The following is a 16437-nucleotide window of genomic DNA, read 5'->3' on the forward strand; positions in this document are numbered from 1 at the left end:
GTATGATACAACGTAAACATATTTTATATAATCAGCCCCGTGCTCATACAGTCGGTAATGTAGAATATATAAACAATGAGTGGGTATTCTTTGATGATGAAAATGATGAAGCGTTTTTATTAGAAGATATTGCCGAAGATGGGTTTGAAATTTTGTATAATAACAATTGGCTACCAGCCCGTTTCTATGAACAAGATGTATTACAAATCGCCAACGAGCAACACCATTTGCAAAATGGTGAAATGATACGTATTCGAAAAAAGTTACTTCTTAGCTATAATGAATGGCTGGAGGAATTACCTGACTCTGTCTTCACATTATTAACCGAATCATTGCAATCACTTCACTACTCTTTATATGATTGCATGTATTGTCATAATTATTTATCTTTCTTACCGCAAGAGGAGTCACGCGAAGGAGTAAATATTCTTTTGTTTGATAACGAAGAAATGATCTGTACACTGCAGCACCATTTCGTCCGTCACACTACGTCAAATAAAAATATGTTCCGTTTTACGAAAGTAAATGGAGAAGAGTTGCATATCGATGCGACATAAAGTGAAACTTTAATTAGCGGGGGAGCCCACTGATTATTAGCCTTCACCAATCTGATGTTTACGGGATAAAGTAAAAAACCACCTTATAATCTCCCAAGTCTTTGAGATTATAAGGTGGCTTTATTTTTTATTAGAATACTTTCCAGCCAATCGGTAATTTCAGCCCAAGGTAAAATACTGCTACTAGCGCAACAATAAATAAGCCCCAAACCGCCCCTGTTGGTTTGTTTTTGCTCATTTTCACAAGAACCATTTCCATTCCACCGATAACTAAAATACCAGCTAACATTTTTAAGCCATACCACATGTGCATGCTACCTGTTGCTGTCTTCACAATACTCATGTACAACATGAAGCCTGTCACAATAATAATGATATACATTAGGCGAAGCCCCATATGTACACCTTTCCCTTTTCTTCCTGCTGAATAAAGTGAATACGCAACGAAGAATAAAATTAAACCTAACGCCCATGCTGTAATATGCATATGTACCATCGTATCCCTTACCTCCTCTTTTCACACTTTTTCACTTTATATGATAACATGTTCATTTATTTTCAGGAAATGTTTCGCTTTTTTACATTTAAATGCTATAATATTTAGAGTATTTACAAACTTCTTGTAATAACAAAAGGGGGAACAATCATGATTCAAACTAAGGATATTATCGAACTTACAGACACATACGGAGCAAATAACTATCACCCACTTCCAATCGTTATTTCTAAAGCAGAAGGTGTTTGGGTAGAAGATCCTGAAGGAAACCGCTATATGGACTTATTAAGTGCATATTCTGCAGTAAACCAAGGTCATCGTCACCCGAAAATTATTAACGCTTTAATTGACCAAGCTAATCGTGTTACGTTAACTTCTCGTGCTTTCCATAGCGATCAATTAGGTCCTTGGTACGAAAAAGTTGCGAAACTAACTAATAAAGAAATGGTACTTCCAATGAATACAGGTGCTGAAGCTGTTGAAACTGCAATTAAAACAGTTCGTCGCTGGGCTTATGATGTGAAGAAAGTGGAAGCAAACCGTGCTGAAATCATCGTTTGTGAAGATAACTTCCACGGACGTACAATGGGTTCTGTTTCTATGTCTTCAAATGAAGAGTACAAGCGTGGATTCGGTCCAATGCTTCCTGGCATCGTTGTAATTCCTTACGGTGATTTAGAAGCATTAAAAGCCGCAATTACACCAAACACAGCAGCATTCATTTTAGAGCCAATTCAAGGTGAAGCAGGAATTAATATCCCACCAACTGGTTACTTAAAAGAAGCTTTTGAAGTATGTAAAAAAGAAAACGTTTTATTTGTAGCAGATGAAATCCAAACTGGCTTAGGCCGTACTGGTAAAGTATTTGCTTGTGACTGGGACAATGTAACTCCTGACATGTACATACTTGGTAAAGCACTTGGCGGCGGTGTGTTCCCAATCTCTTGCGTAGCAGCAAATCGCGACATTTTAGGTGTATTTGAGCCAGGTTCTCACGGTTCTACATTCGGTGGTAATCCACTTGCATGTGCTGTTTCTATCGCGGCTCTTGAAGTGTTAGAAGAAGAAAAATTAACAGAGCGTTCTCTTCAATTAGGTGAAAAATTAGTTGGGCAATTAAAAGAGATTGATAACCCAATGATCACTGAAGTTCGTGGTAAAGGTTTATTCATCGGTATCGAATTAAACGAGCCAGCTCGTCCTTACTGTGAACAACTAAAAGCAGCTGGTCTATTATGTAAAGAAACACACGAAAATGTAATTCGTATCGCACCACCTCTAGTAATCTCTGAAGAAGATTTAGAGTGGGCATTCCAAAAAATTAAAGCTGTATTATCGTAATGATAGAGAGGTTGTCCGACATGTTGGGACAACCTCTTTCTTTTTATATTCATTTATATTAAGATGAAATTGTAATTTTCTGTATTTTAAAATCGTAAAGGAGGTGCGACATGCTATTAAGATATGGTAAACATATTAACTATTTAGCTACAGCTTTTATTTTAGTTACATTCTTTGGTTTCCTACTTTCCACAACATGGCTTCATTACTCAACTCCTACTACACTCACACTACTGAAAGCATCATTTTGGACTGCTGTTATTCTTACTATCATTGGTTTTGGACGAGAAAAAAGCGCACTTACGGTTATACTATTTGGCATTTGTACACTTGCATTCATTGGTCTTTACACTTTTGCCGTTATCGATTACCTCTATAACCCAAGGCCATAAAAAAAGAGCTATCTTTTAACAAGATAGCTCTTTTCTTTATTTCACTACATTTCGTAAAGTACCAATTCCTTCTACTGTAATGACCACTTCATCACCAGCATGTAAAAACTTCGGTGGTGTAAAACCTTTTCCGACACCAGCCGGCGTTCCTGTTGCGATAATATCACCTGGTTCTAAAGTCATTCCTTTACTTATCGTTGAAATAATTTCTTCTATTGAAAAAATCATTTTATTTGTGTTAGAAGTTTGCCTTACTTCTCCATTTACTACCGTTTCAATGTGTAATGCATTCGGCGCATTAACCACCGATTTATGAATTAAATACGGTCCCATCGGACAAAATGTATCGAAGCTTTTCCCAAGGAAAAACTGTTTATGTTTTCTTTGAATGTCTCGAGCTGTTACATCATTGATAATCGTATAACCAAAAACATGCTCAAGCGCTTTTTCTTTTTTTATTTGCTTCCCTCGCTTACCAATAATGATAGCTAATTCTCCTTCATAATCTAGTTCGTCCGTTGCATGAGGGTGACCATTAATTTGCTCATTTATGCCAATAACTGTTGTTGGTGCTTTCGTAAAGATCATTATATTTTCTGGAATAGACTCTACTCCGCCCATTTCTACCGCATGCTCACGATAGTTTTTTCCAACGCACAAAATATTCTTTCTTGGCCTTGGAATCGGCGCTAATATTTTCACCTCTGTTAACGGATAATACGCCGCTTCCCCGTTCTCTTTTGCCCAATTTACAATTTCACATACTTTCTCAAAGCATTCAGTCCCTCTTTCAATACACTCTAACATTGTAATAGGGATTGTAACCTTTTCCCCTTTTTGTCTTTGCGCTTCTCTTAAGTGTAATACCTTTTCTTCTTCTTCATCTACAATACCTACAAATACCTTTTCTTCTTTCTTCGCCGTTACAAAACGCAATATTTCCACTCTCCATCCTAAAACTCATACCCTTTAATTGTATTCGCATCCGCAAGAAAAAAACCTTCTCATGCACGCTAATTTTTACAATATTCTTCTCATCCCTTATTCGTTACCCCTTTATCATTTGGCATAAAATGTAGAAATTTTACTTTTTTTAGCGAATGCATTTCTTTTTTATGAAGTTTTTGTATAATATGTACTACATATATACTAAAAATTTCATTTAGAGATGGAGCCGATTTCAATGTTTGAGCAAGCGATTGAAAAAAAACGTGAAAAAATGATTTATTTTGCTGAACGCTATGGAATGACTTCTCAAAAAACAGTGGATTGTAGCCAAGAACTGGACAGGCTCTTAAATGTAATTTGTCATGTACATACGGATTTACACCCTAATCAAACGTTCAAAACACACACGCAATAATGCGTGTGTTTCTTTTATTTCAAAAAAATACACATTTTATTGGAAACGCCCATACAATAGTAGAAAAGAAAATTTTAAAAACGAAGGGTGTTTTGTATGCCAGCTATGGTCGGACATATTCGTATCGTCAATATTGGATCAAGTGGTATTTTTCATATTGGAGATGTATTTGCGATTAGGCCTATTAGTTACTCACGTGCTTTCGCCGGGGCCGGCTCTTTCAACGTTGGAGATAATGTTTCTGTCTACAATTATCAAAGTGCAACGACTGTCAACGATTCAGATGTAATCGATCAAGCGATAATTGGCTCAACTTAAAGGAGGCAATTGCATTGAATTTTTATGTAAACCAAAGTATCATCATCAACAGTATTAAAATTGATAGCATTACAACCTCTTCTGTGTTCCAAATTGGTACTGCCGGAAGTATTAAAGCCCTATCTAAATTTTCAAATACGGGCGGATTTACGGAACCGCTTCGCCCATTACAGGCAAAAGGACAAATTATTTCTATCAAACCATCAACTAGTTCTTCTTAAGACATCCTTGTCATAAATATATAGCAGGAATATTTTTACCCTCCCTATTGAAAAGGAGGTTTCACAAATGAATCAAGATATATATACTTACTTACACCAACTTCAACAAGCTCTTCAAACACAACAAGCAGCCATCCTAAATTTAGAAGATCAAGTGCGCCAACTCCAAGAAGAGCTTAACGAATTAAAAAATCGCCCCTCCTCTTCTGTAGGAAAAGTGGAATACAAATTCGATCAATTAAAAGTCGAAAATTTAAATGGTACTTTAAATATTGGTTTAAACCCATTTTCAGCAAAAGGACAACAAATTGAAGATTTTCAAGTGGATACAGAAACATTGAAGGTAAACCCTGAAACCGAAACAAACCCAGACTTTTATCAAGGTATCCTCCAAGAAATGCATCGATACTTAGATGAAGAAGCATATAATCGTATTCTCCATTTTGAACAAGAAGAGAGAACACCGCTTGATGAAATGTATCGACAAATGATGGTGGATGACATAAAAAAACAGATGGAGCATCGACTCCCTTATTATTTATCACAAGCGCAATCATATGAAGGTATTTCAACAGATCCAGATTATTTACGAGATATCATTATTCAGGCAATGAAACAAGATATTGACAAAGCCTTTCTCTCCTTTATTCAGCACATACCGGGAAATTTCCGAAAGGAGTAAGTATGTATGAACCTTAACGTTGTAAACCGTGAGTTAAAAGTCGGACAGATTAAAATGAACGGTGTATCGTCGTCCGCACTCTTTTTAATTGGAGATGCAAATCTCCTCATTCTATCTTCTATTCTCGATACACCATTTGAAACAGTTACAGAGGGTCCATTTGTACCATTAGTAACAGATGTCCCTCCTACTCCAGGTTAAGGAGACTGAAAAATTATGTTGCATCATGTGTCTATTGTCCAAAATGTTTCTATTGTTTCGTTAGGGATTGCTGCCGTATTTCAAGTTGGAGATGCCAATCAAATGGAATTAAAAAGTAGAGCTATTGCCGTCCACCGTGAAATTCCTTGTTATATACGGGGAGAAGGTAGCTTTGATGCTTTTGAAATCTTTACAGATGAACACATTACAATTCCAAAACGAACGACAGATGTAAAATTAAATATTGTAAATGAATGCCCTTTTATTGAAGTGAATAACGTTGAATTGCGCACACTTTTAAACTCTGGTGGATTTCAAATTGGAAATGTTGATTATATTTTTAATAACTCTCGTATTATGCAAATCCGCCAATATATTACAGATGAACCTTCCGCACAATAATTCATATAGTAATTACAAAGTTTAGTAAAGTAGGTGGATGGATATGCCTTCTGTTGTTGGAAATCTCGTCGTTCAAAACAGTAACGGTTCTTTCAATTTAGGAGATTTTTATAACGTTTCTCCGAAAGAAAACACGAAAGCTTATAATGGGTCCGGAGCTTCCAATGTTGGATTTGTCGTGAATACGTTTAACGGTGTTAGTGCAACGAATACATTTGATTCTGATGTGGCAGATCAAGATCAGATTGGAACAGCGTAAAAAAAGTAGGAGATATTCTCCTACTTTTTTCTTTTATGTAATTCAAAATTATTAAAATGAAATTTTAATAAGCAAGAGCTTGACTGTCCACAAATAGTGGTATAAACAAGTAAGTAGTGAAGAGGCACTATTTTATTTAAATGATAACCCACTCTCCTCCAAAACCTTCCTAAGCTTCGGCAAAGACGCAGGTCCCATACCATGCAGTTTTAAAATTTCTTTTTCACTATATTTTGAGAGTTCTTCTACAGTTTGAATTCCACGGTGCTCTAATGCCCTTCTTGCTGGCGCTGAAAGAAGAGAGAGAAAACCTTCTTTTGGTTTTCTCTCTTTCTCACAGACTGGGCAAGTTGGACAATCGCTACTTTTATAGTACTCGTGTCCCTGTTCACAAGTTCTTAACGTTTTTTCCGTTACCATTTACAAGCCCCTCTATTCTTCAATATTTACAACGTGATTCCCATCAAAGAAGTATAAACATTTCTCTTTTACAGGATGTTGTAAGCTTTTCTCCAGTGCTTTTGCATATAACGAAAGCTGCACTTTATATCGATCTTCTAAAATTGGTTTCGCTTGTTCGAATCCGCCTGGGAATTTCCCTTCAATCGTATCTGTTTTAAAGTCGATTAACGTAATGCCATCTTCCTCTTCAATCATGCAGTCGATAACCCCTTGGACAAGAATCGTTTCTTCACTCTTCCCTTGCCAATCTTGATATGCTTCTTCTGCTGCAAGCATCATCGTAAATGGTACTTCACGCTCAACACTTTTCGCCGCTAATACCCTTTTACCTAAGTCACTGTCAAAGAATGAAATTACTTTTTCAATCGCTATTTCTTCCGCCTGCTCGAATGTTAATAATTCCTTATTTACCATTCCAGCAATTTGCTCTTGAAGAACTTCAACCGTAATCGGCTTCTTCAAATCAACATGCTGCATAACGGCATGGACTGCTGTTCCGCGCTCTGCGTACGTTAACCCTTTTTTCTCCATAAAGCGCGGGCGTGTTTTAATTGGTGCACGTAGTTTTTTAATAAAGGCGTTATCGCTACCTTCTTCAGATTGATAATTTCTCTTTATTTCTGTAACAGATTGCTTCGCACGATGAGATGTCGCATCCTCATATCCGTACTTCCACATTAATCTGTCGTACACTTCTTCTTTCCGTTCACTTTGCAGGGGAACAGCCTTTTTCTCACGAAGCGCTTCTAACAATTCTTGTTTCTCTTCTTGAACTGGCTCTGGTGCAAGTAGTGTGTTACCGTCCACAACTTCTACTTTCCAGCTAGTGTCATATCCGTAAATTTCATCCGGAATGCTTCCTTGTCCTAATTCAAGAAGCATTTCACTATCACGGTGTCTATATAATGAAGGTGCAATCCAGTCTAAATAACAAGACGCTCCGGCACGTATGTGATCTGGTAATAACCATTCACTATGTTCCCTCGCATCAAGCCATTTTTCCATTTCCTTATTTGCATCCTTAACTGTTCCGATTAAAATTAACTTCTCTTTCGCACGCGTCAATGCTACGTATAGTACGCGCATTTCTTCCGCAATTAATTCCATTTTCATTTTACGCTTAATCGCAAGCTGTGATAATGTTGTATATTTAATTCGTTTACGCGGATCGATAAATTGCGAACCGAAACCGAAATCTTTATGCAATAAGAAACGTTTCATTAAGTCTTGTGTATTAAAACGACGACCAAGTCCAGCTACAAATACGACCGGGAACTCTAGCCCTTTACTTTTATGAATCGTCATAATGCGAACAACGTCTTCTTGTTCACCGAGGGCCCTCGCCGTACCCATATCATCACCGCGTTCTAAAATACGTTCAATAAAACGTAAGAAGCGGAATAATCCTCTAAATGATGTTGCTTCATATTGTCTTGCGCGGTCATATAGTACGCGTAAGTTTGCCTGCCTTTGCTTTCCAGCTGGTAAACCGCCAACGAAGTCGTAATAACCTGTCTCACCGTACACTTTCCAAATTAAATCAGAAAGTGATTGTTGACGGGCGAATTCACGCCATCCTTGCAGTAAGTTATAAAACCACTCTAATTTATCATGAAGTTCTTGCTCCTCTTCAAGCGGTGCCCCTTTTAAGAATGAGCTCATTACTTCATAAAACGAGCCTTTCTTTCCATGAGCACGAAGCGTTGCAAGTTCTTCATCGCTCAATCCAACGATTGGGGAACGAAGTACAGCGGCAAGCGGAATATCTTGCATCGGATTATCAATAACGCGGAATACGTTCATCATAATATTTACTTCCGTCGCTTCAAAATAACCAGTCGCGAGGTCAGCGTATACTGGAATTCCTTGTAATTTTAACTCTTCCATAATTTGCGGGGCCCACGGCATGGAGCGAAGTAAAATAACGAAATCGCGATATTGCACCGGACGCATACTATCATTTTTACGGTCATACACTTCATAACCGGAATCAACCATCGCTTTAATGCGCTGCGCCATAAGGCGAGCTTCAAGCTGTGCTTTTTCGACTTCTGCACCTTCTTCACCGTCTATTACTTCTTCTTCCGTTTGCTGAATACATAATAATTCTGCTGCTACATCTTCACCTTCTGGATAGGTAGCACCTAGCTTTAGTTCAGCGTCAGCATCGTAGTCAATTTCCCCAACTTCTTCGCCCATAATTTGTTTAAAAATAAAGTTCGTACCTGCTAGTACTTCATGACGACTACGGAAGTTTTTCGCTAAGTCAATCTTCATTCCGCCGCCCAATCCTTCTTGTGTGAAGCGTTTATATTTTCCTAGGAATAGTCCTGGCTCGGCTAGTCGGAAACGATAAATCGACTGCTTTACGTCACCAACCATGAACAAGTTTCCTTCACTCTCAGAATCTTTCGTTACGAATTTAATAATGGATTCCTGTACAAAGTTCGTGTCTTGATATTCATCGACTAATACTTCAGCAAATTTATTACGATATTGGAGTGCCACTGCTGACGGATTCATTTCACCATTTTCACTTTGTTCACTTAAAATTTGTAAACAGAAATGCTCTAAATCTGTGAAATCGACCATTCCTTTATCTCGCTTCATCGCTTGGAAACGCTCTGTAAATACTTTTACAAGTTGAACAAGCTTTTCTAATACTGGGTGCATATCTTGAAAATCTCGTAAGAAACTTTCAGGTTTGCGGCTAAATAACTCTTCTTGTAATTTCTTCACTTCATCTTTCGCTTTATTACGAAGAGAGTCTACTTGTTTTACAACATCTTCATTGTAATCACTTTTCTTAATACGCTTTAACGTTTGCCACGATACGTTTTGCATCGCTTCATACACACTTGTCCACGACTCACGAGCAGCTGATGATAGCGTTCCAAGTAATGCTACATCTGCTTGCAGGGTTTCAATGCGAGGCGCTGGACCGTCAGGAAGCATTGCGAGTTCAGTTGCCTTACGAATATGCTGTTCCGCTGTTTCAAGCTGGAATTTCACATCTTCTAATAAATAAGAAGCATATACTAAATCTTCAATTGTCTTTCCTTCTACGTCATATGCTTCTACTAATTTATCAAGCCATTTTTCCGGATTTGGATGCGCTCTTGACTCTGTATGAAGCGCTAAAATCATACGTTGCAAGTCATCATCACTACGGTCACTCGTATAACGATCAACAAGTTCAAAGAAGATTGTATTATCTTCGATTCCGTACTCTTCTTCTAATATGTCATCTAGCACTTCTTCTTTTAACAATTCATTTTCTGTTTGATTCGCAATACGGAAACGAGGATCAACATCAAGCATGTAGTAATATCCTCTAATTACTTGTAAACAGAATGAGTGAATTGTTGAAATGGAAGCTTTATTTAATAGGCTCAGCTGCTTTCTTACGTGTTGAGAGCCTGGTTCATCAATTAATACCTTTTCTAACGCTTCTCCGATTCGGTTTTTCATCTCTTGTGCTGCTGCATTCGTAAATGTTACAACGAGCAGGCGGTCGACATCGACTGGGTTCTCTTCATTAATAATCTTTTTAATAATACGTTCAACTAATACTGCTGTTTTACCTGATCCAGCTGCAGCAGCAACTAAAATATCACGTCCGTTAGCTACAACAGCTTTCCACTGGTCATCTGTCCATTGACTACCTTCTGGTTTTTTAGGCCAATTTTCTATCATTCTCCGCCAACCTCCTCTCTTATTTTCTCCATCGCTTCGCTATCTTTCATATCTTTTAACGATCGGAACTGATTATCTTCCAGTGACTCATCAAATTGACAAACAGATTTGAAGTTACAGAACGTACATGCTGCTTTATTCCCCATTTTATAAGGAGCAATATCGATAACACCTTCTGTAATATCTTTTCCGATATTTTTAAACGTATGGTGTACATATTTTTGCAGTACGTTAAACTCTTGCTCACTTGCAATACTTGAACGCGCACTAAAGCTACCGTCTTTTTTCAGGCCAGCAGAAATAATATCTGAGCTTCCTGTTGAAAGTTTGTTATCCATTAAACGAACAACGTCAGCATCTCCTAATACGAGACCTTTCATTTTGAATTTCTTTAAAATTTCCTTTTCAATTTCTGCTTCAGATGCGTCACCTTTTACCTCCACAATTGGGTTATGAATGTGGAAATACAGGACACCAGCTGGTGATGCCGTGCCGCCTTTTTTCATCCACGTATGCGCATTTGAAGTAACAACATCTAAATACGTTAACATTTGAAGTGCTAATCCGTAATACACTTCCGTTAAGTCTAACGCTTTTGAGCTTGATTTATAGTCAATAATACGTAGGAATGTTCCGTTTTCATCTTCTGCCTTATCAACACGGTCAATACGGCCGACTACTTCCATCTTTACACCATTTGGTAATGAGAATTCCATCGGCGGAAGTGACCCTGTACCTCCCATACCGAACGGCACCTCTAAATCAACTGGTACGAATCCGCTTGACTTCGCATGTTCACGAAGAATGATTGACGTACGGAAAATGATTTGTTGTAGTTTTTGTTTTAAATAGAAATGACGGTTTGAACTTAATAAAATTTGTCGTTGTAATAACGGCGCAATTTCTTCTATTACTAAAACAGAAAGATGCTCACACTCTTTTATGGATAAATCCGCCCAAGTGCGGTTTTCACGCAATAACTTGTCCGCAATTTTCTTTAATGCCGCATGGAATAATTCGCCGATGTCTGGCGCATCAAGCTTGAAAATATCACGCTCTCTAAGCGATAAACCGTGCTGCGCAAAATGAGCGTATGCACAACGATTAAATAGTTCCATACGAGAGACGCTTCCTTTAATTATATCTCCGTATAAATCTCTACTTACTGCTGTACTTAGTTTCTTCGCACGATTTCGATAGAATAAACTTGATAAGACGCGGCTACTTTTTTGTTTCCATTCATCTGAAGTTACGTAGAAATTATATACGTCCCACCAAAAGTCTAAATTCCCTTCAAATCCGTATCGCTTCCACGTTTGTAGTTGCTGCATAACGTAAGATAACGTTACTTCTGGCGTTGCTACATATGAAATTTGTTCTGAACGTGATAAATCATTTACGTCATTCGTAATAAATGAATCTTTCACATTAGGGAACATTCTTTTTATTTTCTTAATAAAGCTAGACGCAAGTAACGTCTTTCCTTCTTCATCTGCAAGCGGGCATGAAATGTATAACTTCTCAGATGCTCTCGTTACCATTTGATACATAACGAACTGTTCTTCTAACAAAGTTTGTCTCGTCGTTGGCGCTAATTCAATCCCTGCCGCACCAAGAACTTCTCTTTCCTCATCAGAAAGCATACCTTCATCCATAGGTGCTGCTGGAATGACACCCTCATTTACACCTATAATAAACGTTGCTCTCACATCAGATAATCTGGAGTGATCAATATTAGCAATTAACACTTGGTCTAATGACGGCGGAATGTTAGCAAATTGAAGTGCCTCAAGACCAGTCGACATAACGTCAGTAAACATAGAAAGAGACATTTTTTCTTCCCCAAGCATCTCTACAAATGTATCAAGAAGGCTCATTACTTCTTCCCATACTTGTTCATGATCTGTCGCAAATAAGAAATCTCCACTTTCTTCTGCACGTATACGTAATTCTTCTAGTTTTTTCGGAACATCCAGTTCTTCTAAAAACAAGTAAACTGCTTCACACATTTGCATAACTGTTCCTGCACGCTTTAACCTTTTTTGCATGCGAATAACAGGTGTTCTTACAACGTCACGTAGCCTATTTATTTTCTCTTCCATTTCACGTTCACTGTCTGTAATCATCCCGTTCGTATCATCAAGAGAACGATAACGGCGATACATCCATGGATCTTCAGCAGTCCATCTCTTTCCTTGTACACCGTACGCTAAACAGTAATTTTCAAATTCATCCATTTCTTCACGCATCGCTTCTTTTCTTACGTCTAATGGATATAAAAGCTCTGTTTTCACGCAGCGGAACACCGCATCATAACGCCAATTCCCACTAATAATCTCGAGTGCAGAACGAATACATTCTACCAATGGGTGGTTTGACATTGGGCGCTTTTCATCGATGAAGTGCGGGATATTGTAATCTGTAAATAACGTTCGCATCACATCGTAATAACTTTCCCCATTACGAAGAAGCACTGCAATATATCGGTAACGATATTTTTCATCCGCAACAAGTTTACGAATTTCACGAGCAACACCTTCTACCTCCGCTCGTAAATTCGCAGCTGTACTAATCGTTACACTCGCTTCACCGTTAAATTTTTCATTCGGACGCGCTTCATAATGAGCTTCTAAATGCGCTAATGCCGGAGAATGAAAACGCGGCTGTTCCATAAGTGGAATTGTTTTTTCAATTTCTATTTTCTCTTCACGCGCTACTTGTTTTATTTTTTCATACGTTAACGTCGTTTCATAAAATAAATCGAGTTCATTTACTGGCTGCGCTAACGTTTTTTCATCTATCGTTAACGTGATCGTAACTCTCGCTCCGCAAATCATAAGCTGTCTTACAATCTCTAACTCTTGCGGGGAGAATGAATGAAATCCGTCTATATAAATTTCCGCACCATTTACATATTCAGACTGCGGAAGCTTTTCCACTAGCAATTGCAGGTAGTCTTCTGAATCTAAATATTTTCCAATTAAAGCACGTTCAAAATCATCGTATAACAGCTGTAAATCATACACTTTATTCGCTAGTAACTTTTGTTCGGCACTGCTACTATGCGCATCTAATTGTTGCCACATTTCATATACGTTAGATGGCGTTACATTGTAACGTTTAAACTCTGCAATCATACTACCAAGATGTTCAAAGAAACCGTTTTGCTCCGCTGCTTTTTGGAACACCGATAATCCATCTTTACGAGACTCTACAATTTTACGGAGTAACATATGTACACCAGCTTCATCAATATGAAGACGACTCGCTCCGCCAACTTCTTGCAGTACCTTCCACGCTAATCGTGAAAAACTAAAAACTTGTGCCCGAATAGAACCTCTTACATCCTCACTTCCAATTAACGCCTGCTGCGTCTGGAATGTCATCTGTTCTGGCACAAGATATAATATTGTTTTCCCTCTCGGGCGTTGTTTTAACTCTTCTTGCACTTCGCGTAAACAAAGTGTACTTTTTCCACTTCCCGCTCTACCAATCACAAATCGAAGTGACATGTAACCCCACCTTTCACTTACATAACGAACGTTAGTTTGCTACTATAATTGTATTATAGGACACGAAAAAAGACAAACTGAGTTGTTTGCCTTTTTCTATACTTCTATCTATTATATCAACCTTTTGAAAAATTCGTTTGCACCTCTTGAATTGGCCAATATCGCAAATCAACTTTACCGACGACTGTATCAGCTTTTACAAAGCCAAAGTGTCTACTATCCCAGCTCCCGAGCCGGTTATCACCTACTACAAAAATAAACCCAGGTGGCACCAGTTTTTCTTTCGTTAACTCTTCTAATGTAAAGTCGCCTGTTAGTTGCCTTCCGTTTATCTCTTTCTTATACTTCTCTAAATACGGCTCATCAATAAATTGACCGTTTATATATAACTTATCCTGCTTATATTCAATATGATCTCCAGGTAAACCGATAATCCGCTTTACATAGTCCTCTTTTTTATTCGCATGAAATACCACAACGTCAAATCTGTTCAAGTCCCCAACTTGATAACTCACCTTATTTACAACTAGCATATTGCCATCTTGCAATGTCGGCATCATTGACTTCCCCTCTACAACATACGTTGAAAAGAAAAACGTTCGAAAAAATACAGCTAATAATACACCAATTAAAATTGTTCGTATCCACTCCATGCCTTCTTTTTTCAAAGTTTTCTTCATCTGCTTCTCCCCTTATCCTTTAATACTGAAGCTTTCCTTTACAAAGAAGACTATTCTTAATGTAGTTCTAACTTTACTTCGATTTTCTTACCGACATACCATAAAATAAAAATACCAATCGCTACAATAACTGATTTCACCGGATTATGAATAAATGACATTAAATCATGACCGATATACGTTAAAATAAAAATCATCACAAGTTTTCCGAATGCTAACGCTAGACCAAACTGTTTTACACTAATTCGGGATAAACCAGCGACAACATTTATGAGCGCTGACGGTGTAAACGGAAAACAAAATATAACAAAAATCGGTGCGAATCCTTTCCTTTCAATCCACCCCATTGCTTTTCGTACTCTCTCATGCTTATTTACAAACGAAAAGAAACGACTGCGACCAAAATGGCGGATGATGAAAAAGACAAGTAATGCACCCATTACTGATCCAAGCCATGAATAAAGAAAACCGAGCCAAAAGCCAAATGCAACAGCATTCGCCAGTACAAATACGATAAGCGGTAATGCTGGAATCAACGCCTCTATCATCGGTAAACCAATACCAAGAAGTGGTCCGAACGCTTTATAACTCTCAACAATATGATCCATATTTTCTGGTGAAAAATACTCTTTGATTGTCTGAAAATCCATTCTACACTTTACCCCTTTACTCTAAATACTATCCCTACTGTATCATTGCTTATATGAAAGAGGAAATGGTAGATACGACATATGGAGATGTATTTATTAAAGTTTCCATATCTTTCATAAGAATTCCTTCATTATTTAGCTATGATAATCTATCAATATTCGACAGGACGTGTCATTCGTTTTGTTATTTAGATTGTTTTTTTGATTTTTTCGGTAAATGAAATTACAATGGTGATTTTCTAAATATAACAATTACAACTCGGTTTTTCTAATATATCGCCTTACCTACAAAGACTGATAAAGTGAAACTTTAATCAGTGGGGATTTTGTTGATCCCCCGCTTAACTTCTTTGCTTTCGCTGAATTTTGAGGCGGGGGTCTTACTGCCCACAAATAACAGGATAAACAAAAAAGAATGGGGATTCCCCCATCCTTTCACACTTCGCCTTCCTTCACAAAATACACACTCTCATAAGCGGGTCTTAATGTTGATTCCTCTTTTTTATCAACCTCTTTAAAACAAGGATTCCCTTGTTTTTTCCTACGATCTTCATATTCAGTACGTAATTTCGCTGTACGATTTTGTTGATTTTCAAAACTAGTTTTTGATATCTCTAATTTCACAGCAAAGCCATTTATAAATCTAATAATAAGATTTCCATCTTTTAATTCTTTATTACTTTCAATATAAAAATGAGACAACCAAGCACACTCTTTTCTAGAGTAAGAATAGGTAGGGAAAAAATAAAGTTGATCTGCTGGACTAATCGCAATCGGTGCTTTATGTGTAATATGAGTTAACTCTTTCGTTCCTTCTTTTCTGCCTAAGAAACTAGAGCCATGCTTGCGGCAACTTCTTTCTATAATATCTAGAGGTTTTTGAAATACGAAAAAAGAATCATTCATTTCAACGACTCGCGTAACAATTTTCTTTTCACTTAGAATAACAGGAAGTAAGGCCATCGTATTTTTCGTTACAACATAATTTTCGACATAGCGTTCCACTTTACTTTCCATACTCCATTATCTCCTTTTTTCCATTTATATTAGCAGCTGCATATATAATTTTAGCATCTATGAAAAGGAAATAGCTTACAAGTTCCGCTTTTTTACAATTTTTTATCATTTATCAAACATTTGTTAAATAATAAAATCACTATATAGTGATTATTTAATTTTAAAGTTATAAAAACAGCATTTATACT

Annotated in this window: 18 protein-coding genes; 10 read left to right on the forward strand and 8 right to left on the reverse strand. The window is 37.4% G+C overall.

The genetic code is table 11. The features are described from left to right. Window positions 1-2: 2 nt before the first annotated feature. Window positions 3-557, forward strand: a complete 555-nt coding sequence (locus tag BLT20_RS02075) for a DUF2777 domain-containing protein (RefSeq protein WP_000616046.1) — start codon at window positions 3-5, stop codon at window positions 555-557. 130 nt (window positions 558-687) lie between these two features. On the opposite strand, the gene BLT20_RS02080 is transcribed toward BLT20_RS02075, so the two are convergent. Then, window positions 688-1053: a YisL family protein gene (locus BLT20_RS02080; RefSeq protein WP_000233494.1), complete on the reverse strand. Its 366-nt coding sequence runs from the start codon at window positions 1051-1053 to the stop codon at window positions 688-690. Window positions 1054-1203: 150 nt separating this feature from the next. On the opposite strand from BLT20_RS02080, the gene rocD reads away from it, so the two are divergent. Both rocD and BLT20_RS02090 read left to right on the forward strand, forming a co-directional pair. Continuing rightward, a complete protein-coding gene (gene rocD, locus BLT20_RS02085) occupies window positions 1204-2394 on the forward strand; it encodes an ornithine aminotransferase (protein ID WP_000616662.1) in 1191 nt (396 codons plus the stop codon). Between the two features lie 110 nt (window positions 2395-2504). Beyond that, the gene (locus tag BLT20_RS02090; protein WP_000926857.1) at window positions 2505-2786 is read left to right on the forward strand and encodes a hypothetical protein; all 282 of its coding nucleotides are present in this window, start codon (window positions 2505-2507) and stop codon (window positions 2784-2786) included. Between the two features lie 36 nt (window positions 2787-2822). Here the strand turns inward: BLT20_RS02090 and BLT20_RS02095 are convergent, their stop codons facing one another. Then, window positions 2823-3722 carry a fumarylacetoacetate hydrolase family protein gene (locus tag BLT20_RS02095; protein ID WP_001213071.1) on the reverse strand — a complete coding sequence of 300 codons (900 nt, stop codon included), beginning with the start codon at window positions 3720-3722 and terminating at the stop codon, window positions 2823-2825. Between the two features lie 247 nt (window positions 3723-3969). Between BLT20_RS02095 and BLT20_RS02100 the strand changes: the two genes are divergently transcribed. The 7 genes from BLT20_RS02100 (at window position 3970) to gerPF (ending at window position 6232) form a co-directional block, all read left to right on the forward strand. Then, window positions 3970-4149 (forward strand): aspartyl-phosphate phosphatase Spo0E family protein, encoded by a 180-nt coding sequence (locus BLT20_RS02100; RefSeq protein ID WP_000462841.1) that lies wholly within the window; start codon window positions 3970-3972, stop codon window positions 4147-4149. 96 nt (window positions 4150-4245) lie between these two features. Then, window positions 4246-4467, forward strand: a complete 222-nt coding sequence (gene gerPA, locus BLT20_RS02105) for a spore germination protein GerPA (protein ID WP_001111187.1) — start codon at window positions 4246-4248, stop codon at window positions 4465-4467. A 14-nt stretch (window positions 4468-4481) separates the two neighbouring features. Continuing rightward, entirely contained in the window at window positions 4482-4688 is a 207-nt protein-coding gene (gene gerPB / locus BLT20_RS02110; RefSeq protein ID WP_001012508.1) for a spore germination protein GerPB, read from the forward strand. A gap of 67 nt (window positions 4689-4755) precedes the next feature. Further along, window positions 4756-5370 carry a spore germination protein GerPC gene (gene gerPC, locus BLT20_RS02115; protein WP_001070760.1) on the forward strand — a complete coding sequence of 205 codons (615 nt, stop codon included), beginning with the start codon at window positions 4756-4758 and terminating at the stop codon, window positions 5368-5370. 6 nt (window positions 5371-5376) lie between these two features. Then, window positions 5377-5571, forward strand: coding sequence for a spore germination protein GerPD (gene gerPD / locus BLT20_RS02120; protein WP_001052807.1), 195 nt, complete (start codon window positions 5377-5379; stop codon window positions 5569-5571). A gap of 15 nt (window positions 5572-5586) precedes the next feature. After that, window positions 5587-5973, forward strand: a complete 387-nt coding sequence (locus BLT20_RS02125) for a spore germination protein GerPE (protein WP_000902332.1) — start codon at window positions 5587-5589, stop codon at window positions 5971-5973. A gap of 43 nt (window positions 5974-6016) precedes the next feature. Further along, entirely contained in the window at window positions 6017-6232 is a 216-nt protein-coding gene (gene gerPF / locus BLT20_RS02130; RefSeq protein ID WP_001141566.1) for a spore germination protein GerPF, read from the forward strand. 132 nt (window positions 6233-6364) lie between these two features. Here gerPF and BLT20_RS02135 read toward each other — a convergent pair whose 3' ends face one another. From BLT20_RS02135 to BLT20_RS02160, 6 genes are all read right to left on the reverse strand, one after another. Continuing rightward, on the reverse strand, window positions 6365-6652 hold the full coding sequence (locus tag BLT20_RS02135; RefSeq protein ID WP_000255729.1) for an RNA polymerase alpha subunit C-terminal domain-containing protein: 288 nt from the start codon (window positions 6650-6652) through the stop codon (window positions 6365-6367). Window positions 6653-6664: 12 nt separating this feature from the next. Further along, complete coding sequence (addA, locus tag BLT20_RS02140) at window positions 6665-10390, reverse strand: helicase-exonuclease AddAB subunit AddA (protein ID WP_000572298.1); 3726 nt, start codon at window positions 10388-10390, stop codon at window positions 6665-6667. Then, window positions 10387-13902, reverse strand: coding sequence for a helicase-exonuclease AddAB subunit AddB (gene addB / locus BLT20_RS02145; RefSeq protein WP_073339319.1), 3516 nt, complete (start codon window positions 13900-13902; stop codon window positions 10387-10389). The genes addA and addB overlap by 4 nt, the downstream gene beginning before the upstream one ends. Before the next feature lie 116 nt (window positions 13903-14018). Then, window positions 14019-14582 carry a signal peptidase I gene (gene lepB / locus BLT20_RS02150; protein WP_000751919.1) on the reverse strand — a complete coding sequence of 188 codons (564 nt, stop codon included), beginning with the start codon at window positions 14580-14582 and terminating at the stop codon, window positions 14019-14021. A 56-nt stretch (window positions 14583-14638) separates the two neighbouring features. Next, complete coding sequence (locus BLT20_RS02155) at window positions 14639-15232, reverse strand: TVP38/TMEM64 family protein (protein ID WP_000347517.1); 594 nt, start codon at window positions 15230-15232, stop codon at window positions 14639-14641. A gap of 435 nt (window positions 15233-15667) precedes the next feature. Beyond that, window positions 15668-16249, reverse strand: a complete 582-nt coding sequence (locus BLT20_RS02160; RefSeq protein ID WP_000444443.1) for a competence protein ComK — start codon at window positions 16247-16249, stop codon at window positions 15668-15670. Window positions 16250-16437: the final 188 nt, after the last annotated feature.

Origin of the sequence: Bacillus sp. cl96, from assembly GCF_900100505.1 — a bacterium.
GTDB lineage: Bacteria > Bacillota > Bacilli > Bacillales > Bacillaceae_G > Bacillus_A > Bacillus_A cereus.

Bases quoted from the DNA above. Each gene is read 5' to 3' on its own strand.
- BLT20_RS02075 (WP_000616046.1), top strand. From the start codon at position 3: ATGATACAACGTAAACATATTTTATATAATCAGCCCCGTGCTCATACA.
- BLT20_RS02080 (WP_000233494.1), bottom strand. From the start codon at position 1,053: ATGGTACATATGCATATTACAGCATGGGCGTTAGGTTTAATTTTATTC.
- rocD (WP_000616662.1), top strand. From the start codon at position 1,204: ATGATTCAAACTAAGGATATTATCGAACTTACAGACACATACGGAGCA.
- BLT20_RS02090 (WP_000926857.1), top strand. From the start codon at position 2,505: ATGCTATTAAGATATGGTAAACATATTAACTATTTAGCTACAGCTTTT.
- BLT20_RS02100 (WP_000462841.1), top strand. From the start codon at position 3,970: ATGTTTGAGCAAGCGATTGAAAAAAAACGTGAAAAAATGATTTATTTT.
- gerPA (WP_001111187.1), top strand. From the start codon at position 4,246: ATGCCAGCTATGGTCGGACATATTCGTATCGTCAATATTGGATCAAGT.
- gerPC (WP_001070760.1), top strand. From the start codon at position 4,756: ATGAATCAAGATATATATACTTACTTACACCAACTTCAACAAGCTCTT.
- gerPD (WP_001052807.1), top strand. From the start codon at position 5,377: ATGAACCTTAACGTTGTAAACCGTGAGTTAAAAGTCGGACAGATTAAA.
- BLT20_RS02125 (WP_000902332.1), top strand. From the start codon at position 5,587: ATGTTGCATCATGTGTCTATTGTCCAAAATGTTTCTATTGTTTCGTTA.
- gerPF (WP_001141566.1), top strand. From the start codon at position 6,017: ATGCCTTCTGTTGTTGGAAATCTCGTCGTTCAAAACAGTAACGGTTCT.
- BLT20_RS02135 (WP_000255729.1), bottom strand. From the start codon at position 6,652: ATGGTAACGGAAAAAACGTTAAGAACTTGTGAACAGGGACACGAGTAC.
- addA (WP_000572298.1), bottom strand. From the start codon at position 10,390: ATGATAGAAAATTGGCCTAAAAAACCAGAAGGTAGTCAATGGACAGAT.
- addB (WP_073339319.1), bottom strand. From the start codon at position 13,902: ATGTCACTTCGATTTGTGATTGGTAGAGCGGGAAGTGGAAAAAGTACA.
- lepB (WP_000751919.1), bottom strand. From the start codon at position 14,582: ATGAAGAAAACTTTGAAAAAAGAAGGCATGGAGTGGATACGAACAATT.
- BLT20_RS02155 (WP_000347517.1), bottom strand. From the start codon at position 15,232: ATGGATTTTCAGACAATCAAAGAGTATTTTTCACCAGAAAATATGGAT.
- BLT20_RS02160 (WP_000444443.1), bottom strand. From the start codon at position 16,249: ATGGAAAGTAAAGTGGAACGCTATGTCGAAAATTATGTTGTAACGAAA.